At 62.2% G+C, this 20,996-nt stretch carries 12 protein-coding genes; 4 read left to right on the forward strand and 8 right to left on the reverse strand.

Features of this window, described 5'->3' with window-relative positions:
- Positions 1 to 205: 205 nt before the first annotated feature.
- A complete protein-coding gene (locus tag CRO46_RS00805; protein WP_097104064.1) occupies positions 206 to 4,036 on the forward strand; it encodes a vitamin B12-dependent ribonucleotide reductase in 3,831 nt (1,276 codons plus the stop codon).
- 190 nt (positions 4,037 to 4,226) lie between these two features.
- The gene (locus CRO46_RS20310; protein WP_425479193.1) at positions 4,227 to 4,592 is read left to right on the forward strand and encodes a hypothetical protein; all 366 of its coding nucleotides are present in this window, start codon (positions 4,227 to 4,229) and stop codon (positions 4,590 to 4,592) included.
- A gap of 479 nt (positions 4,593 to 5,071) precedes the next feature.
- On the opposite strand, the gene CRO46_RS00815 is transcribed toward CRO46_RS20310, so the two are convergent.
- Positions 5,072 to 5,359, reverse strand: coding sequence for a GIY-YIG nuclease family protein (locus CRO46_RS00815; protein WP_097104069.1), 288 nt, complete (start codon positions 5,357 to 5,359; stop codon positions 5,072 to 5,074).
- Positions 5,360 to 5,808: 449 nt separating this feature from the next.
- Here CRO46_RS00815 and CRO46_RS00820 point away from each other — a divergent pair, with 449 nt between their 5' ends.
- Positions 5,809 to 6,558 carry a metallophosphoesterase gene (locus tag CRO46_RS00820; protein WP_097104072.1) on the forward strand — a complete coding sequence of 250 codons (750 nt, stop codon included), beginning with the start codon at positions 5,809 to 5,811 and terminating at the stop codon, positions 6,556 to 6,558.
- A 122-nt stretch (positions 6,559 to 6,680) separates the two neighbouring features.
- On the opposite strand, the gene CRO46_RS00825 is transcribed toward CRO46_RS00820, so the two are convergent.
- From CRO46_RS00825 to CRO46_RS00855, 7 genes are all read right to left on the reverse strand, one after another.
- Entirely contained in the window at positions 6,681 to 7,898 is a 1,218-nt protein-coding gene (locus CRO46_RS00825; RefSeq protein ID WP_097104074.1) for a glycerophosphodiester phosphodiesterase family protein, read from the reverse strand.
- A 129-nt stretch (positions 7,899 to 8,027) separates the two neighbouring features.
- The gene (locus tag CRO46_RS00830) at positions 8,028 to 9,239 is read right to left on the reverse strand and encodes a cation:proton antiporter (protein WP_179758902.1); all 1,212 of its coding nucleotides are present in this window, start codon (positions 9,237 to 9,239) and stop codon (positions 8,028 to 8,030) included.
- An 86-nt stretch (positions 9,240 to 9,325) separates the two neighbouring features.
- On the reverse strand, positions 9,326 to 10,804 hold the full coding sequence (locus CRO46_RS00835) for a protein adenylyltransferase SelO (protein WP_097104076.1): 1,479 nt from the start codon (positions 10,802 to 10,804) through the stop codon (positions 9,326 to 9,328).
- An 85-nt stretch (positions 10,805 to 10,889) separates the two neighbouring features.
- Positions 10,890 to 11,396 (reverse strand): peptide-methionine (S)-S-oxide reductase MsrA, encoded by a 507-nt coding sequence (msrA, locus tag CRO46_RS00840; RefSeq protein WP_097104078.1) that lies wholly within the window; start codon positions 11,394 to 11,396, stop codon positions 10,890 to 10,892.
- Positions 11,397 to 11,846, reverse strand: a complete 450-nt coding sequence (gene msrB, locus CRO46_RS00845) for a peptide-methionine (R)-S-oxide reductase MsrB (RefSeq protein WP_097104079.1) — start codon at positions 11,844 to 11,846, stop codon at positions 11,397 to 11,399. It abuts the gene before it with no gap.
- A 242-nt stretch (positions 11,847 to 12,088) separates the two neighbouring features.
- Positions 12,089 to 16,279 carry a translocation/assembly module TamB domain-containing protein gene (locus tag CRO46_RS00850; protein WP_097104082.1) on the reverse strand — a complete coding sequence of 1,397 codons (4,191 nt, stop codon included), beginning with the start codon at positions 16,277 to 16,279 and terminating at the stop codon, positions 12,089 to 12,091.
- 1 nt (position 16,280) lies between these two features.
- Positions 16,281 to 18,128 (reverse strand): autotransporter assembly complex protein TamA, encoded by a 1,848-nt coding sequence (locus tag CRO46_RS00855; protein WP_244577734.1) that lies wholly within the window; start codon positions 18,126 to 18,128, stop codon positions 16,281 to 16,283.
- 308 nt (positions 18,129 to 18,436) lie between these two features.
- On the opposite strand from CRO46_RS00855, the gene CRO46_RS00860 reads away from it, so the two are divergent.
- Positions 18,437 to 20,992, forward strand: coding sequence for a GcvT family protein (locus CRO46_RS00860; protein WP_097104087.1), 2,556 nt, complete (start codon positions 18,437 to 18,439; stop codon positions 20,990 to 20,992).
- The last annotated feature ends 4 nt before the right edge of the window (positions 20,993 to 20,996 follow it).

Raw genomic sequence — 20,996 nt, forward strand, 5'->3', positions numbered from 1 at the left:
TTGGGGACTGGCGTAAATTTCTTGTTAACACTATATTTAGTGTTTGCAGCCAACCTGACCACAAGATAGAGCATTCCCTGCGACGGGAATCTCACTGAGTGACCGAGTAGATACACTGGCTGCGCAATGAGTGCGCCGCCTGCGGGGCAGCTGTTGCCGGGACGCAAGGGATGCGGTCGGCGCCGAATTCACAAAGAGGACTAAAATGCGCATTGAACGTCGGTTCACCAAAGAGGGCCAGTCAGCCTATGCAGACATCGAATTCCGCAAGGCGACCAGCGAGATCAAGAACCCTGATGGTTCGGTGGTCTTCCGCCTCGCCGACATCGACGTGCCGGTTCAGTTCAGCCAGGTCGCAGCCGACATTCTGGCGCAGAAATATTTCCGCAAGGCCGGCGTTCCTGCGCGCCTGAAGAAGGTTGAGGAAAACTCAGTCCCGTCATGGCTGTGGCGCTCGGTGGCCGATGAGGAAGCCCTCGCAAAGCTGCCCGAAGACGAGCGCTACGGCTCGGAAACCGACGCCCGTCAGGTCTTTGACCGACTCGCCGGCACCTGGACCTACTGGGGCTGGAAGGGTGGCTACTTCTCCTCCGAAGACGACGCCCGCGCCTTCATGGACGAGCAGGCCTATATGCTCGCCACCCAGCGCGTTGCCCCCAACTCGCCGCAATGGTTCAACACCGGCCTGCACTGGGCCTATGGCATCGACGGCCCCGGCCAGGGCCATTTCTATGTTGACCCGTTCACCGGCAAGCTGACCAAATCGAAATCCTCCTACGAGCATCCTCAGCCGCACGCCTGCTTCATCCAGTCGGTCGAGGACGATCTCGTCAATGAAAACGGCATCATGGACCTCTGGGTCCGCGAGGCGCGCCTGTTCAAATACGGATCCGGCACCGGCTCCAACTTCTCGCACCTGCGCGGCGAAGGTGAAAAGCTCTCGGGCGGCGGCAAGTCGTCGGGCCTGATGAGCTTCCTCAAGATCGGCGACCGCGCGGCCGGCGCGATCAAGTCTGGCGGCACCACCCGCCGCGCGGCCAAGATGGTCGTTGTCGATATCGATCACCCCGATATCGAGGACTACATCAACTGGAAGGTCAAGGAAGAGCAGAAGGTTGCCGCCCTCGTCACCGGTTCCAAGATCGTGGCAACGCACCTCAAGGCCATCATGAAGGCCTGCATGAACTGCGAGGCCGACAACGACGCCTGCTTCGACCCCAAGCAGAACCCTGTTCTCAAGCGCGAGATCAAGGCTGCCAAGAAGGATCAGGTGCCGGAAAACTACGTCAAGCGCGTCATCCAGTTTGCACGTCAGGGTTACACCGACATCGAATTCAAGACCTACGACACCGACTGGGATTCAGAAGCCTATCTGACGGTTTCGGGTCAGAACTCCAACAACTCGGTTTCGATCAAGGACGACTTCCTGCAGGCGGTTGAAGCCGACGGCGACTGGAACCTGACCGCCCGCAAGGACGGCAAGGTGATGAAGACCATCAAGGCCCGTGACCTTTGGGAATCCATCGGCCATGCGGCATGGGCATCAGCCGACCCGGGCCTGCATTACAACACCACGATGAACGACTGGCACACCTGCCCGGCGGCCGGCCCGATCCGCGCCTCCAACCCGTGCTCGGAATACATGTTCCTCGACGACACGGCCTGCAACCTTGCCTCGCTCAACCTGCTGCGTTTCAAGGACAAGGATTCCAAGCGCATCAACATCGCTGATTACGAGCATGCCGTCCGTCTCTGGACCGTCGTGCTCGAGGTTTCGGTGATGATGGCGCAGTTCCCCTCGCAGCAGATTGCCGAACTCTCCTACAAGTACCGCACCCTGGGCCTGGGCTTCGCCAATATCGGCGGCCTGCTGATGACCTCCGGCATTCCCTATGACTCCAAGGAAGGCCGCGCCATCTGCGGCGCGCTGACCGCGATCATGACCGGCGTGGCCTATGCCACCTCGGCCGAGATGGCCGGCGAAATCGGGCCCTTTGCCGGTTACAAGGAAAACAAGAAGAACATGCTGCGGGTAATCCGCAACCATCGCCGCGCTGCTCACGGTGAGGTCACCGGCTATGAGGACCTGTCGGTCAACCCGGTCGCGCTGATCCATGAGGATTGCCCCGACCAGGACCTGATCACCCACGCGACCGCTGCCTGGGACAAGGCGCTGGAGCTTGGCGAAAAGCACGGCTACCGCAATGCGCAGGCCACCGTGATCGCGCCCACCGGCACCATCGGCCTGGTGATGGATTGCGACACCACCGGCATCGAGCCCGATTTCGCGCTGGTCAAGTTCAAGAAGCTCGCCGGCGGCGGCTACTTCAAGATCATCAACAACGCGGTGCCCGAGGCGCTGCGAACACTCGGCTATTCCGAGGCCCAGCTGGCCGAGATCGAGGCCTATGCGGTCGGTCACGGCAACATCAACCAGGCGCCCGGCATCAACCCCGGCTCGCTCAAGGCCAAGGGCTTCACCGACGCCCAGATCGAAGCCGTCAACGGCGCCACCAAGGCCGCCTTCGACATCAAGTTCGTCTTCAACAAGTGGACCCTGGGCGAAGAGTTCTGCAAGGACGTGCTCGGCTTCACCGACGAGCAGATGAACGATTTCTCCTTCGACATGCTCTCAGCCATGGGCTTTTCGAAGAAGGATATCGAGGCTGCCAACATTCATGTCTGCGGCGCGATGACGCTCGAAGGCGCTCCGCACCTGAAGACCGAGCACTATCCGGTCTTCGACTGCGCCAATCCGTGCGGCAAGGTCGGCAAGCGCTACCTTTCGGTGGAAAGCCACATCCGCATGATGGCGGCCGCCCAGCCGTTCATCTCCGGCGCAATCTCCAAGACCATCAACATGCCCAACGAGGCCACTGTCGAGGACTGCAAGAGCGCCTACATGCTGTCCTGGAAGCTGGCACTGAAGGCCAACGCGCTCTACCGCGACGGCTCCAAGCTCAGCCAGCCGCTCAACGCCTCGCTGATCGAGGACGAAGAGGACGAGGATGACGCCATCGAGGCGCTGGTGGCCCAGCCGGCTTCAGCCCAGGCCGTCACCGTGACCGAGAAGATCGTCGAGCGCGTGGTCGAGCGTCTCTACCGCGACCGCGAGAAGCTGCCCAACCGCCGCAAGGGCTACACCCAGAAAGCCGTCATCGGCGGCCACAAGGTCTATCTGCGCACCGGCGAGTTCGACGATGGCCGTCTCGGCGAGATCTTCATCGACATGCACAAGGAAGGCGCCGCCTTCCGGGCGATGATGAACAATTTCGCCATCGCCATCTCGCTCGGCCTGCAATACGGCGTGCCGCTGGACGAATATGTGGAGGCCTTCACCTTCACCAAGTTCGAGCCGGCCGGCATGGTGCAGGGCAACGACGCCATCAAGAACGCCACCTCGATCCTGGATTACATCTTCCGCGAGCTGGCCGTCTCCTACCTGGCGCGTCATGACCTGGCCCATGTCGACACCTCCGACTTCACCAACACCGCACTCGGCAAGGGGATCTCGGAAGGCAAGGCGCAGCCCTTCTCCAAGGGCTTGACCCGCGGCGCATCGCTCAAGGTCGTCACCGGCGCGGGTGCCAGCGGCAGCGCTGAGCCCAAGGGCCAGGCAGCAGCTCCCGCCAAGGGCGCTCCCGCCTCCGGCTCCTCCGTGATCACCGCCTCGTTCGCGTCAAAGGCGGCGTCGGGCAAGGCTTCCGGCAATCTGGCGGTCAAGTCCGATCAGGCCGAAGCGCTGGCCACCGACGGTGCCGTCGCCTTCAAGCGCGACTACGAGGAACGCGCCGAGGAACTGGCAGCCGAGATCGAGATGGACGAAATGTTCTCCGACGACGCGGCCGAGGACGCAGCCCACGCCAAGGCCGATGCTGCAACCGAGGCCAAGAAACTCGAAGCCGACCGCCGCGCCAAGTCGATCATGCAGGGCTACACCGGCAACATGTGCACCGAATGCCAGAACTTCACCATGGTGAGGAATGGCACCTGCGAAAAGTGCGACACCTGTGGGTCGACGAGCGGCTGCAGCTGAGCTCAGAATTGAGCATATTCGACGAAAATGAAGTTGTGGCGGGCCATGAAAGGCTCGCCACATTTGTTTTGAATGAACTCGGAGCCTTGGGCGCTTGCACCAATCTCATTCGGGAAGGTGTGCAAAAATCCCGAGGACTTAAACTTAAAAACAATCTTGCTCGAGAAAGCTGGCTGAAGCATCCCATCTAGTGTTGCGGATTTGCAATGACGCCGGCGCATCAAGTGTCTTGATTGATCGCGGATACTTCCTTCAAGCCGCCGCTCCATTGCGGAGTATTGCAGAGACTGCGCAGCTGCTACTGATATTTTCCGAAGATCCAAGCCACATCGAAAGCTGGCGAGTGTTGCGCGGGAAAGACCGGTATAATCGTTATGGCCACAGCAAACTGAAAAGCAAATTAAGCACTCCGGATTTGAGAGCCAAGTTTGATTGGTTCGAGGCACGTTTCAATACGTTTTCAGAATATGGCGGACATCCATCGGCGGTCTCCATCATGGCTCATCGAGACGGTAAAGACCTTCACATCGGACCCCATGTCAATGAGTTCCTATAAACCTCGACGTACAAGGATTTAGCCTCTTTGGTCTGGCATGCGACTGATGTATGTGGGCTTCTGTGGGAGGCTTCCATAGAGGTCCCATTCGAAAATTTGTTATCAGAAGAACGCAAGCTCTTCCTCGACGCATGGCCAGCGATTGCACCGCCCTGAAACTCAAGTTCCGAAGCGAGTGAGACGTGGCAAATCCCCGTTATCCCTGACTCGATCCCGCATACAGCCACCCCGTATCCACACAATAACAAACACACAAACAGACACACATCACGGAATGGATCCTCGGCTCGGGGGCCGAGGATGACGATGGATAGGGTTGAGCCAAGAAGATAGTCAGCTGGTGCCGAGACGCCCACACCCCTTCGTCATCCCAGGGCCCCGACCCTGGGATCCATTCCGTGATCCCACAGCACCGCAAACCCTATCGCAGGGCAGGACCCCACTCCACCGCGCGAAACAAACGCTCGGTCCGCTCCCCATCACCACCCGGTGCCACGAAACAGTTCGAACCACTCCGGATTGGTCTTCTCGATCAAGTCGATTTTCCACTGCCGCGGCCACCGCTTGAGCGACTTCTCACGCTGGATCGCATCGCCGATGTCGAAATGCTCCTCATACCAGACCAGCCGCCGCACTCCGTAGCGTCTGGTAAATCCAGAGCCAGTGCCAGCTGTATGCTCGGGGATCCGCCGCGCCAGATCATTGGTCACCCCGATGTAAATGGTTCCGCCCTTGCGGCTGGCCAGCATATAAACATAACCAGTCATCGCGAGATGATACCGCAGGTTGCAGCATCACGGAATGGATCTGCGGCTCGGGGGCCGAGGATGACGACGGAGAGGGTGTGCACGACAGCGGCACGATTACTCTCCTGCAGTTTTCTGCATTTGGCCTCAGGCTAAGATGCTGAAATTGCGCCCTCTCCCAAAAGGGGCGAGGAGAAGACCGAGACCCCCGACGCGCCAACCTCTCTCTTGGTGGGAGAGGACACAAAATCGAGGGCTTAGCCACAGGCTAAAGCTCAGACTTTGTTGGCGAGGGGGTCCGGCAGTGTCTGCACCCCGGCTGTCGAACGGACGCGGGCTAAACTCCGCATCACGGAATGAAAGGCTAAAGCGGTACCGCCCTCATCCGCAATACCCGGCACCGGTCACCTGAAATCAGTCACCCCATCCCACCCCTTCCCAAGCGCCTGCCTGCGCGTTAGTTTTTCGCCATGTCCCTCACCTATGCCATCGGCGATGTTCACGGCAGGCGTGACCTGCTCGAATGCCTGCTTGCGGCCATCAGGGCCGACATGGGCGGCCGCGATGGTCGGATCGTTTTCCTCGGCGACATCATCGATCGCGGGCCGGAAAGCCGGCAGGCGATGGATCTGGTGATCGAGACGCTCGGCGAGGTCGACGGTTCCCGCCTGATCCTCGGCAATCACGAGGAGTTCATGCTGGCCTTTCTCGACGCCCCAACGCGGGAAGACCGGGAGGCCGCGGCGCGCCGCTGGCTGCCCAATGGCGGCACCGAGACGCTTCGATCCTACGGATTTGCCGATGACGATCCGCTCGACCGGACCGCAAGCGGGCTTCGCGCGAGATTTCCGGCCCATATCACCGCGCTGCGCGATGCGGACTGGATGCTCGAGACCACCACCCACGCCTTCGTCCATGCCGGCGTCGACCCTGACCTGCCGCTTGCCCGGCAGGACCCGGAAACCACGCGCTGGATCCGCGAGCGGTTCCTCTCGTTCCGTGGCCCGCTTGAAAAGATCGTCGTCCACGGCCACACCATGACCGCGTCGTCGCTGCCGGAATTGCACCGCAACCGCATCGCGCTCGACACCGGCGCGGTCCGTTCCGGCCATCTGACCTGCATCGTACTGGACGGCGATGCACCGCCGCGTTTTCTTGCCACCGACGATCATGGCCCGGCGGTGGAAGTTGGCGAGATCCGCCCGCTCGACTGCCGCTGACACCAGCCGAACCCGGCTCCCGGTCCTTCGGCAACCGCCGCAATCCGCCTCAGTGAAAAAGCGAAGGCCAAGCCAGGTTACGGCGTGGCCTTGGCGTCATGTCGGGATCTTAGCAGTCCGTCCTATTTCAGACCCATGCAGCTTGCGTAATAGCTCACCGTTGCCGGCCAGTCGGAAAACAGGCCGACGATGCCGACATCCCGCGCCAGAACATCAAGCACCTCGTACATCTGCCCGTCGCCCGCAAGCACGTCCTTGACCGACTGGTAATACCAGCCGCCGCCATTGACGAGTGAGCCGGACCGCTCGAACGACCAGGCGATGATCTCGAGACCGGCCTGCTTCGCTTCCAGCGCATAGGGCGACGGAACCATCTTGCCGTCATCAACCGTCAGCAGCATCCAGATCGGCGGCGCGATGTAGTTGACGCCCTGATCCGCCAGCTCCTGCATCGACGGCTCAAACGTTTCCGGCTTGAGAGGATCAAATCCCTCACGGCTGTAGCGGCCATCGAGATAGACCGCCTGGGTGCCGAATTCCGGTTCGTTCTCGATCCAGTAGAGCACATCCTCGAGATTGAAGGATTGCGGCCAGACATCGGAGGCGGGAATGCCCGCCTGCTTGTACTCGTCGATCATCTTCTGCGCGTAGTCGGCCTGGCTGAACCCCTCGAACGGCATTTCCACCGATGGCGATTTCAGCTCCGGCGTGAACTTGCCGCCGAGCGAGGCAATCAGCGCGATCGATTCGGCATGGGTCATCACGGTGCCGCCGGCATTGGCGTAGAGATCGGTGCGCCAGCCGGCGGTGCCGTTCATGTAGTCCTCGACCGTTTCCGCCTTGCTGTTGGCCGCGTCCATCTTGCCGTTCAGCGCCTTGAACTCGGCCAGGGTGATGTCGGAGGTTCGGCATTCCGCCGATGCCTTGCCGCCCCGCGCCGGCGTGAACCTCCTGGTGCATTTGTCTGCCAGTTCGGTTCCCAGAATATTGGTCGTCGTGTGCAGATCATTCTGGGCGTGGCGGCATACCAGTTCCTTGTCCTTGGTAAAGGTCACGTCGCATTCGATGATGCCGGCGCCCATTTTCGCAGCCGCCATGTAGGATTCGCGCGTGTGCTCGGGAAACTGCAGCGGCGCGCCGCGGTGGCCGATGGAAAACAGCGTCCTTGACACAGGCTTGCCGGCGCAGGCGCGCAGCGTGTCCTTCAGCGCACCGTCAGCCATCTTGTCGATCAGAAAACCCGGCCGCGGCCCCACCTCGATCTCCGAGGCGACGGCGCCGGAGGCAATGCCGACGGACAGGGCAAGGACGAGACAACTTGCTCTTGCAATATTGGTCATGAGAAAACTCCGTATCAGACAACCCACCCTGGTCGTTTAACACGACAGCCTGATATAAGCCCGCCGAGAAAATCCTGCGGGCATTTCCTCTCCGCCTCAAGCGCAACACCTTGGCTCCGGGCCGTGGGCTCACTGCGAGCGCTTGCCGATCCATCGCGCCAGTGGCGTCGAGCTGAGCCCGTGCACCAGGATCGACAGCGCTACTGTCATCGACACGCAGGCCAGCAACTCGGCTTCGTTGGGGAACTCGAACTCGTCGATGATCACCAGCGTGAACAGGATCGAGGCGAGCCCGCGCGGTCCGAACCAGCCTAAAAACAGTTTCTCGCTGGCATTCAGCCCTGCCCCGGTCAGCGACAGCCAGATCGCGCCCACCCGGACCACGGTAAGGAACATCACCGCAATCACCACCGTCTTGAGGGAGGCATGCGCCAACCCGTCGGGCAGCAGCAACGCGCCGAACACCAGGAATGACGCCATGGTCAAGAGCATCCCGGCGCCTTCCATGAATTCACGCACGAAGCGGATATTGTGCCTGTAAGTGTTGCCGAAGATCATGCCGGAGACGAAAGCCGCGATAAAGCCGTTGCCGCCGATCACTTCCGCCAGCACATAGGCTGCAAAACTCGCCGCCAGAAACACCACGCCTTCCGCTGATTCCGAAATGAAGCGCCGCGCCTGCGCCACATCCATCAGCCGCGCCACCACCCAGCCGGTGACAATCCCTGCCACGGGGCCAAGCACGATCTGGACAAGGGCGGACAGCGCCAGCCCCTCCGTGCTGGTTCCTGCCATTCCGGCAGAGGCAAGGATCGCGCCCAAAAGCACGAAGGGCAGCACCAGCCCGTCATTGAGCCCGCTTTCCACATTGATGGTCTCGCTGAGCTTCTCGGGCACATTGGCGCTGGTGACCACCCCCTGCCCCAGGGCTGCGTCAGTCGGCGTCAGCACCGCGGCGGTCAGCAGCGCCATGGCAACCCCGCCCTCAGGGCTGATCAGAACAGTAACCAGCGTGCCGAGCCCGATCGACAGCGGCAGGCCGATGATCAGCATCCGGGCAGGCAGTTTCCAGCTCTGCCTGAGTTGCTTGAATTGCACATGCGACGCGTCGGAAAACAGCACCAGCACCAGCGTGATTTCCGCCAGCAGCCTCTTTCCTTCATCGAGAACCTCGGGCGGCGCCGCATTGCGCAACGGCTCCGCCAGCGCATAGCCCAGGCACATGAAGATGATCGGCAGGGTCAGCACCGAACGGTCGACAACGCGGGTGAGCAGCGAATAGAGAATGAAGGCCCCGAGGATGCCGAGGATCACCAGATCGAAATGCATGTCCTGGTTCATCACACCCGTCCAGCCACGTTTCCGCTGGCACCACTATGCCTCGCTGCGCAGGGTTTTGCCATCGGAGATGCACGGGCGCCTTGCCCTCAGGTGCCGCAATAGGTGGTGTAGGGGCCGAAATCCGACGGCGCACCAAGCGCAAACACCTCGAGGCCAGGCCGTTCCGTGTAGGGGTCCTCAAGAACCGTGAGCAGCCGCTCGAAGGGCCCCAGATCGCCCTTGGTTGCAGACGCGAGAGCGGCTTCGACCATGTGGTTTCGCGGCACATAGACCGGGTTGAGCCGGTTCATGGCCAGCGCCCGCGCCTCGGCGGTGCCCTGGTCACGTTCCAGCCGCGCCCGCCACAGCGGCAGCCAGACATCAAACCCTGCGGGATTGTCGAACAGCGCCCGTGTCGACGCCGCATCCCCAGACTGGGCAGAGGACAGGCTGCGGAAGAACCGGGTGAAATCGGCATTCTGGGTTTCGAGCACCGAGAGCAGCCCAGTGGCAAGCTCCAGGTCGCCGTCTTCCTCCCTTGTCAGCCCAAGCTTTGCCCGCATGCCCGACAGCCAGGCGCGCTCATAGGCGAGCGGAAATTCGTTGATCACATCGCTCGCCTGGCGCACCGCGTCGTCGCTGTCATCGGGATTGATCAGGTCGAGCAGCGTTTCGGCCAGCCGCGCCAGGTTCCACTGCGCAATCTTTGGCTGGTTGCCATAGGCATAGCGGCCATGCTGGTCGATGGAGCTGAACACGGTCGCCGGGTCATAGCCATCAATGAAGGCGCATGGCCCGTAATCAATCGTCTCGCCGGAAATCGTCATGTTGTCGGTGTTCATCACCCCATGCACGAAACCGACCTGCATCCACTGCGCAATCAGCGCCGCCTGACGGTCCCGCACGGCCTCAAGCAGGCCGAGATAGCGGTCCGGCTCGTCCATAAGTTCCGGGTAATGCCGGGCAATGGCATAGTCCGCGAGTTGCCGCAGCCGTTCTGTTTCACCGCGGGCGGCAAAGAACTGGAAGGTGCCGACCCGCAGATGGCTTGCGGCCACACGGGCCAGTACCGCGCCCGGCTCCGGACCGTCCTGCCGCATCACCTGCTCACCGGTCGTCACCGCAGCCAGTGCCCGCGTTGTCGGCACGCCAAGCGCATGCATCGCCTCGCCGATCACATATTCGCGCAGCACCGGCCCGAGCACCGCCTTGCCGTCGCCGCCGCGCGAAAACGGGGTCCGGCCGGAGCCCTTGAGATGGATGTCGCGGCGCTTTCCATTCGTGTCGATGATTTCGCCCAGCAACAGCGCCCGGCCATCGCCAAGCTGCGGCGAAAATCCGCCGAACTGGTGCCCCGCATAGGCCATCGCAAGCTGTGCCGCTCCCTCGGGAGCAGTGTGTCCGGCAAAGATCGCGGCGCCCGCATCGCTGTCCAACGCCTCGGCATCCAGTCCCAGCTCAAGCGCAAGCGGCCGGTTGAAGCGGATCATCCGCGGCGCGGGAACTTCTGCCCCCTTCCAAGGCACGTAGAAGCCTTCGAGCTCGCGAGCATAGGTGTTGTCAAACCGGAATCCTGCGGTGCTCATGGTTGACCCTCGTCAAAACGCCGTGCCTGGATGCAAGCGACCGGCAACTGCCGGTCGCTCTGAAATCCGGGCCCTTTGGACCTGCCTACTCGGCCGCGTCGCGCTTGGGCAGCACCCAGTCAGGGCGCGGGAAATGGCAGGTATAGCCATTCGGAATGCGCTCGAGATAATCCTGGTGCTCCGGTTCGGCTTCCCAGAAATCACCCACCGGCTCGACTTCGGTCACGACCTTGCCCGGCCACAGCCCGGAGGCATCGACATCGGCAATGGTGTCGAGCGCGGTCTGCCGCTGCTGGTCGTCGGTGTAATAGATCGCCGAACGGTAGGACATGCCTACGTCATTGCCCTGCCGGTTGGGCGTCGACGGATCATGAATCTGGAAAAAGAACTCCAGCAGCTCGCGGTAGCTGATCCGGTTCGGATCGAAAATTATCTCGATGCCTTCGGCATGGGTGCCGTGATTGCGATAGGTGGCGTTCTTCACGTCGCCGCCGGTGTAACCGACGCGGGTGTCTTCAACCCCGGGCATCTTGCGGATGAGGTCCTGCATTCCCCAGAAGCATCCGCCGGCAAGTACTGCACGTTCACTCATCTAGATATCCTCCACCTGGTCAAGATAGTCACCATAGCCCTCATCCATCATGTCGGCCTTGGCAATGAACCGCAATGACGCGGAATTGATGCAATAGCGCAAGCCCCCACGGTCTTGTGGACCGTCCGGGAACACGTGGCCCAGATGGCTGTCGCCGTCCCGGGAGCGCACTTCGGTTCTGATCATGCCGTGCGAGGTATCACGAAGCTCGGTCACATGCGCCGGCTCGATCGGCTTGGTGAAGCTCGGCCAGCCGCAACCGCTTTCGAACTTGTCAGACGAGGCAAACAGCGGCTCACCCGAGACGATGTCAACATAGATTCCGGCTGCCTTGTTGTCATTGTACTCGCCGGTGAACGGACGCTCGGTACCATTCTGCTGGGTGACGCGAAACTGTTCGGGCGTCAGCTTTGCAATTGCATCCTCGGACTTGGAATAGGTCTTGGTCATGCCGGAACTCCTGGCTGGAAGGCTGGACTCGTCTTGGGTCAGAGATGGGTCATCCCGACCCGCTTTTCAATTGCCTCTTCCACCGCGGCACCCGTCGGACAGGGATCCACGGGTCAATTAGGCGTGAGCCGAACCGCTCTACAGCGCCGCGCATCCAATCGGATGCGCAAAGGTCGCTGTAACACCTTGAAATGATGCATGTACGTTATCGTTCAAATGAATCCACTTAAACGCGACATGCATTAGTATTCACGCTCGAAAAAAATGCCGCCCTTGGTTTCTCCGCCCGAACTGGCTTCGCCGCGCAGCTTGATGCCACTGCCGATATCGAGGTCGATGCGGGCCTTGCCGGAACCTGCAGAGGATCCGCTCTCGATCCCGAAATAGGTCCGGTCATTGAGATATTTGCCGACACCCAGCGAGGTATCACCGGTCTCTTCGTCGGTGCGCAGGTCAATGTCGTCGACGCCGGTCGCACGGCGCAACTGTTCGACAAGCCCACCGCCCTTGACGGCTCCGGTCAGCTGCCCGGCGGCTTCAGCCAGCTGCGCAATCTGCAAGGGAGAGAGGCTGCTCAAGGAGCGGCCGAACACCAGCTGCGCCAGCACTTCGTCTTCCGGCAGTTCCGGGCTCGAGGTGAAACTGAATTCCGGCGCGTTTGCAGGCCCGGTGATCAGCACCGTCACCGTGGTGCTGCCCGACTGGCTTGATGCTGCCAGATCGAGGATCGGCACCACCGAACCGGCAAAGCCAAGCCGGCCACGGGTAAAATCAAGCCGCTGGCCCAACACGCTCAACCGCCCGCGCACCAGGTCGAAACCGCCAGCCGCCACCGGCGCACCGGTGCTGCCCGTCAGGCGCAGCGAACCGCCCAGTTCCACATCCATGCCCCGGCCACGGATGAAGATGCGGCTAGCCTGGACGCGGACATCAAGCGCGATACCGGTCGATGCCCCGCTGCCCTCGTCGCCTGAAAGCCGCGCGGCCTGGGACTGAATATCAGCGGGCGCGTTCCGGTGCGTCACATCGAGCCGGGAAATCGAGCTCGGCAGCGTGTCGGGAACCGTGATTGTGGTCTCGTCGAGCATGACCGTGCCGCCCAGCTTGGGCAACTGGGTCAGCGGGCCCGTCAAAGTCAGGTCGGCATCAAAGCGGGTCGCCACCATCTGTCCGTCGGCATAACGTCCACGCGAGACCTTGAGCGCAAGATCTGCCGGGTAATTGGCACCGGCATCAAGCCCCACTGTGCCCGATCCGCTGATCGTTCCGCCGGACGACAACTCGCCAGACAGCGAGCGGATCGACGCCTGGTCCGGCGCAAGTCCGATTTCGGCCGACAGATTGTCGATCGCGATCCCGGTGCGTCCGTCCACCAGGCGGCTGTCCGACGTGGTGATTGTTCCCGAAATTTGCGGCGCGCCGACACTTCCGTCGATTGCGATATCTGCCTGCGCCGCACCCGTCAGCGCCACGCCCTGCTTGGCGATGGCACCCGACAGCAGCGAGAACGGAATGCTGCCACTGATCCGCGCGGAGATGGCCTGCGTGCCGGTGGTGTCCAATCCGCCACTCGCGGTAAACGACAACCCGCTGCCACTGCCCCTGGCATCAAATGTGACCCTGTCGGATTGAAATTCGCCACTTGCGTTGATCGCAAGGGGCACATCGGCCACGGCAGACGCCGCAGCCGCACGCACGTCGCTGGCATCAAGATTGTAACGCACCACCGGTGCCGATGCCGTCCCCGCGACGCTCACCGTACCCGACAGAGCACCCGACAGCCCTGCGCCCGGCGCCACGGCATTGACCGATGTCAGCGGCAGGCCCGCAAGCGCGATATCGAGGTCCAGCGCCTGTCCGGCCGTCCCGGTGATCGACACCCGGCCACCGCCCGGCGAGATCACCAGCCGTTCGATCTCGGCAGTTCCTTCACGGACAACGACACGCGCCGGTTCGCTCAGATTGATGGCAAGGCCTTTCCAGACTGTGTTTGCGGTCTCGATTTCCAGCTCGGTCTCCGTCTCACCGGGTCGCACCCGGGCCGCGAGGGAAATCGGCAAGTCTGCCGCCTGGGCCTTGGCCTCGACAGTGGTCCAGCCTCCATCCTGGGAAAAACCGGCCACAAGGTTGGAAACATCGGTTCCGCCGGCACTGACTTCCCTCACCTCCAATGTACCGGTAGGTTTCGGCGTGCCCATCACATCTTCGACGGTGCCGGCTAACCGGGCGTTACGAAGGATGAAGGCTTCTCCTGAAAGCTCGGGAACACCCAGCTGGATATCGGCGACCGATTCGCTGCCGCGCACTTTGAAACTGATGCTTCCGCCGGCACTGCCCTTGATATCCTGAAGCGCCAGTGCCGACAGCGAGCCGATATCTTTCAGGTCGAGTTCGATTTTTCCGGTCGGCCGGTAGCCGTCATCGAGCACCAGCGCACCGGAGATCAGGTTGTCCGCGACCTGCAGCCGCAGCGGATCGATCCGCACCACGCCGCCGGTTTGGGATACCAGCAGGCTGCCATTGACCGGGCGGCCTTCCAGAGCTCCGGAAAGCGTGATGTCCGCCTGCGGAGCGGCAGGATCGGCTACACCCTTGGCAGCAAGCACCAGATCGGAGAGGTCGCGGCCCTGGAGTTTGAGTTGGCGGCCAGTCAGGCTCGCCTCGAAGGCCGGTGCCGAAACTGTGCCTGACACACTTGCCGTCAGCGATAGACCACCGGACACATCCGCGCCGGCGCCGGCGAGCCGTGACAACTCGGCTGCAACATCGCCTTCTATCTCGCCGTCCGCCCCGAGCGCCACTCCGCCCGATGCCTCGGCGAACTCCGAGGCAAGCTCGAAATTCTGCACCGTCAGCGCACCGCCCTCATCCCGCGCAACATCTGCCGTAAAACGCGTCTCCGGCCCCAATATCCCGGCTGCCTGCTCCGAAAGCACCAGATTGCGCATCTGTCCCGACAGGCTGGCGGCAAGCGCCCCCGACATGTTCACCGACAAGGCCTCCGCCTCCACCGACGCCACACCGGATTCAATCCCGATGCGATCGCTGGTAATCACCTCTCCCTGATCAACCGCAACGCCACCATTCACGGAGACGCCGCCAGCCATGGCGCGGGCGACAATGTCATTGCTCGAGCCAATGGCATTTGCGCGGACAGCGATGGTCCCGGTGCCACTGCGGTCCGCCAGCGAAAACCGGTCGAAATCCAGCACCGCCGACAGGGCATCCGCGCTGAATTCGGCGCCATAGACCTCTGGTGTGGAAGCCTCTAGCCGAATTGCCGCCTCATCCGCATTTCCAGTCACCCGGACAGTGACTGCAGGCACGGCAACCCGGGTGGGCGATGCGCCGGTGCCAAATTCGAGCATTCCCGCATTTGGCTGCGGCGTAACGGAAGCAGTCAGATCCACATTTCCTTCGCGCGCGACCCGGCCGCGGCCCTCTGCCGTCAACTCAGACGATGACAAGGTGAAAACATCGATGACCGCCCCGTTTTGCTCTGGTTCGATCAGGCCTTCGAGCACGATATCGCTCCGCCCCGCCACAAGCTGCCCGATTGAAGGCGGCAGGAACCGGTCAAACATGCCGTTCGCCTGGAGCGACACCGCATTCCCCGCCTCGCCGGCCACCATTTGCAGGCTTGCTTCGGCGATGATCTCGCCATTGATCGTGCCAGCCGCATTCAGGCGCCAGTCGGCCAGGGACCCCTGTGACGTTGCCGACAGGCTGATCGCATCTTCCGGCGGGAGGTTGAGCAGATGCGCCATGACCCCGCCTGCAGGCTCCGACAGCTTTGCGGACACATTGAACCGGTCCTCGGCTTCAAGGTAATCCGCGTCCACTACCAACTCGCCGCCGACACCGTCGGTCCGCTTGACCACCAGATCCGCAAGCGCCGTCGACATGGTCCCGTCCACCTGCGCACTGCCCCTGGCTTCAAACCTGGCCAGTCGTCCGGCCACCGGTTCTCCAAGCAGAATATCGGGTGCGGTAAAACGCTTGATGTCGAAGGCCACCGGCAGCTGGAACGGAGTGCTTTCTTCTTCGCTCTCCTCACCTTCGGGCAGTTTCGCCAGTTCCACCGTCTCGATGGTCAGATCGTCGATCGCCAGCCCGGACCTGAGCAGGGTCAGCGGTGTCCAGTCGATCCGGATCCCCTTCAGCAGCAGCCACGGCTCGCCTTCGGCGTCGCTGAGCATGATGTGTCCGATCCGTGTGGAGCCTGACAACAGGCCGTCGATGCGGTCGATATCGACGCTCTGCGCCGGGCCGGAGCCGAGCCGGTTCAGCGTCAGCGCGATCAGCCAGCCGCCCGGAGTGGTGGTGAATACCAGCACGATACCGGCCAGAAACACCAGCAGCCCAATGGCCAGCCAGCGCGCCGCACGCCAGAGCGCACCCGGACGGGGTTTTGAACTTTGCCTGTCTGTCATGTCAGAATGCCTGACCTATCCCGGCATAGATTCCATAATCGGGATCGAGCGGCCCCTTGTTCAGCGGCACCGCGACATCGATGCGAAGTGGGCCGAAAGGGGTGCCATAACGCAGGCCGACACCTGTGCCGAGCTTGAACTGGCTGCCGGAAAAGCTCTGGCTGGCACTCACCAGACCCGCATCGACGAATGGAACGATGCCGACGTTCTCGGTCACCTGAACGCGGACTTCGCCTGACGCTTCCAGCAACGAAAGTCCGCCTGTCGGCTGCCCTGCCGCATTGACAGGACCGATGTCCTGATAACCGTAACCGCGGACGGACCCGCCGCCACCCGCATAGAAGCGGCGGTTTGCCGGGATCGACGCCAGATCGGCGCCAAAGATCGAGCCGGCGGCAACCCGGCCTGCGACAACAAAGCGCTTGTCCGCATCTAGCGCCCTGTAGGCGGAGGCCTCGGCGCGCAACTTGACGAAAGTGGCCCCGGCATTGATTTCGTGGGTCGGCTCGACCAGCAATGCCAGACGGGTTCCGCTGGTCGGATTAAGCTTGCTGTCGCGGGTATCGCGGACATATTCGAGCGGCAGCGCCACGGTAATGGTTTTTAGATCGACGTTGAAACTGTCGGTCAGCTTCGCATACTCGACATTGACGCCGGCAGAAACTGTCTGCTCCGGCGTCAGTTCATAGGACACTCCGGCTGCGCCCTCGACCGAGAAGCGGCGATAGGCGTCCGGGTTCTCCTGCTCGATCTCGAGCTTCGACGTGAATTTCGAGGCCGGACCAAGCACGCCCGGCTTTTCAAACAGCATGGCTCCGCGCCAGGTCATGTCCTTGGCTTGTCCGGTGGTGCCGAGTCTGCTGACAGATCCCTCAATGCGGAGTTTTTCAGCCCGGCCGAAAAGGTTGCGATGTCCCCAGTAGGCCTCCAGTCCGCCGCCATCGGTGGAGGAATAGGTTGCGCCTGCTCCGAGATAGCGATGCTTGCGTTCGGCAACTGTGACCTGAACCGGAACCGTGCCATCTGCGGCCAGCCTCTCACCGCCACGTACCGTCACGCTCGAGAACACTTCAAGCGAGCGCAGGCGTTTCGCGGCCGCGGCCAGTTCCTCGGGGGTATATTGCTCGCCCTGCCTGACGCCGGCCATCCGCGCGATGAAGGCGGAGTTGACGCTTTCAGCGCCTTCGACCGCTGTCTGGCCAAAGGACGCGACCGGCCCGGCTTCAAGGGTCAGCGCAACGTCGAGCACCCCGCGGGCATGATCGGCGACCACGTCGCGGCCTGCCACCTGGGCAAACGGGTGACCATCCTTCTCAAGCTCGAGAACCAGAGCCTGCTCGGCGTCGAGAATGATGGTTGACTTGGCCAGCTGGCCGCTGATCAGCCCCTGTTCTGCTGCCGCATAAGTCTGGCCATTCACATCGCGAATGCTGACATCGCCGAAGCGGAACTGTTTTCCGGGCTCCACCAGGATACGGACCGGCACGGGGCCATCGCGGCGCAGGTCGGCATCGGGCGGCAGATCCGCAAGTCGTCGCCCGTCGAGCAGAATGCGAACTTCGCCGGCATAGCGGGCGTTTTCGTAAAGTGCTCCGACCAGCTGTTCGAAATCGCCGTTGGCGCGCTGGATCAGGCCGATAGAGCCTGCGACCGGACTGTCCGCGCTCTGAACCAGCTGCGAGGCGGCTTCAAGCTCCCCGCGCAATTCGCCATCGGGGTCCGCGCCTGCAACTTCGAGCGTAACCAAGTAGGACAAGGGATCGGCAACGACGACAGGGTCGGTTTCTTCGCTTTCAAACAGCTTGAACCCGAAAATCTCGATTGCGCCTGCCGGCCCCGTGATCGCCACGGAGGCCACTCCCAGGCACAGCGCAGCCGAAAGGCTTCGCAGCCAAGTGTGGCCGCGCGCTTCGGAGTGTATGTCCCGCACGTGTGTCATCTCATCCCAGTCTACAGGCGATTGGTGAATGCGCCCTGAACGTTACTACCCCATAAACCGGTTCGAGAATAAGGGGGTTGTTGAAAAACTATGGTCTGATTGCATATCGACAACCCGGCCTCCCCTGCTTTCTCGCGTGGGGCCGCAATTACTGCTTGTGTGACAAGGACCGATTTCGCAATCTGCCGCCATGATCGAGCTGGGGGGGGGGAGTGCAGATGAGATCACATGTCAGGGCCGTGGTTATTGGCGGCGGTGTTGTCGGCTGCTCCGTCCTTTACCACCTGGCGAAGGCGGGATGGACCGATGTCATGCTGATCGAGCGATCGGAACTGACTTCGGGGTCGTCCTGGCATGCGGCCGGCGGCTTCCACACGCTCAACGGCGACCCCAACGTCGCCAAGCTGCAAGCCTACACAGTCAGCCTCTATGACGAACTGGAGAAACTCTCCGGCCAGTCCTGCAGCCTGCACCTGACCGGCGGCGTGATGATGGCAGACACACCCGAGCGGATGGATTTTCTGCGCCTGGTCCATGCCAAGGGCCGTTATCTCGGCATGGAAACCGAGCTGATCACCCCGTCCGAAGCCAAGGCCATGTTTCCGCTGATGGACGAGAGCAATTTCGTCGGCGCGCTGTGGGATCCGGTCGAAGGCCATCTCGATCCGTCGGGCACCACCCACGCCTATGCCAAGGCGGCGAAGAAACTCGGGGCCGAGATCGTTCTGCGCAACCGCGTCATCGAACTGACCCAGGAGGCCGACGGCACCTGGAACGTCGTCACCGAGCAAGGCACTGTGAAGGCAGACCACGTCGTCAATGCCGGCGGTCTCTGGGCACGCGAAGTCGGCCGCATGGTCGGCCTCGAACTGCCGCTTCTTGCCATGGAGCACATGTATCTTCTGACCGAGGAAATGCCAGAGGTACTCGAGTTCAACGCCAGGACCGGCCGCGAACTCATTGGCGTCATTGACTTCAAGGGCGAGATCTACACCCGTCAGGAGCGCTCGGGCATCCTGCTCGGCACCTATGAGAAGGCCTGCAAGCCCTGGTCGCCGGTCAATACGCCGTGGGATTTCGGCCATGAACTGCTCGCGCCCGATCTCGACCGCATTGCGCCCTCGCTGGAAGTCGGCTTCCGGCATTTCCCGGCGATGGAAAATGCCGGCATCAAGCAGGTCATCAACGGCCCCTTCACCTTTGCACCGGATGGCAATCCGCTGGTGGGCCCGGTGCCGGGCCTGACCAATTACTGGACCGCCTGTGCGGTGATGGCCGGCTTTTCTCAAGGCGGCGGCGTCGGCCTGGCGCTGTCGAACTGGATGGTTCACGGCGATCCCGGCGCCGACATCTGGGGTATGGACGTAGCACGCTTTGGCGAATGGGCGACGCTGCGCTACACCAACGCCAAGGTGCGCGAGAACTATTCCCGCCGCTTCTCGATCCGCTTTCCCAATGAGGAACTGCCCGCCGCCCGGCCGCAGCAGACCACACCGCTCTACCATGTGATGCTGCGCGACAACCACGCGGTGATGGGCGACAGCTGGGGACTGGAGACGCCGCTCTGGTTTGCACCCTCAGCGGACGAGGCGCATGACGTGCTGTCCTTCCATCGCTCCAACGATTTCGAACATGTCGGCAACGAAGTCCGTGCGGTGCGCGAGCGCGTCGGCGTCACCGAGATCGCCAATTTCGCCAAGTACCGGGTCAGCGGCACCGGCGCCGAGGTCTGGCTGTCGCAACTGATGACCAACACCATGCCCAAGACCGGGCGCATCGTGCTGACCCCGATGCTCAACGAGTTCGGCAAGCTGATCGGCGATTTCACCATCGCCAAGGTGGCCGACGAAGACTTCATGGTCTGGGGCTCGTCGGCAGCGCAGCGCTACCACATGCGCTGGTTCGAAAAGCACCTGCCCAAAGGCAGCCCGATCCGTGTCCACCGGTACGATCTGACCCTTGTAGGCCTGTCGATCGCCGGACCCCGCGCCCGCGACGTGCTGCAAAAGCTCACCGACGACGACGTCTCCAATGCGGCTTTCCGCTTCATGGATTTCCGCCAGATGGATGTCGGTGGCGCGCCCTGCATGGTCAACCGCGTCACCTATACCGGTGACCTCGGCTACGAGATCTGGATGGAGCCCTGCTATGAGCTGGCGGTCTATCGCGCCATCAAGGCGGCGGGCGAAGAGTTTGGCATCGCCGATTTCGGCATGCGCGCCCTGCTCTCGATGCGGCTCGAGAAGAATTTTCCGACCTGGTTCCGCGAACTCAGGCCCATCTACGGCCCGTTCGAGGGCGGCATGGATCGCTTCATCAAACTTTCGAAGAATGATTTCATCGGCCGCGAGGCGGCAGCGAAAGAACACGCCGAGGGTCCGAAACTGATGCGGGCCTCGTTCCTGGTCGATGCGCTCGACGCCGACGTGATGGGCGACGAGCCGGTCTGGGCCAGGGTCGGTGACAGCGACTACGGCACGGTCGAAGCGCCGCACGGCTACGGCGCGCCGCGTTTCGATGCCGACGGCAAGGAAATCCCAAAGCCCGAGGGCGGCACTCTGCGCGATGGCGACTGGCGCGTCGTCGGCTGGATCACCTCCGGCGGCTACGCCCATACGATCGGCAATTCGATGGCCCAGGGCTATATCCCCGCAGCGCTGGCGACCATTGGTGAAGAAGGCATGTTCGAGATTGAAATCCTCGGGATCCGCCGTCCGGCAAGGATCGCGCTGGAAGCGCCCTTCGATCCGATGGGCGAGAAGATGAGGAGCTGAACCG

The sequence above is a fragment of the Parahoeflea halophila genome (assembly GCF_900220985.1).
Lineage (GTDB): Bacteria > Pseudomonadota > Alphaproteobacteria > Rhizobiales > Rhizobiaceae > Hoeflea > Hoeflea halophila.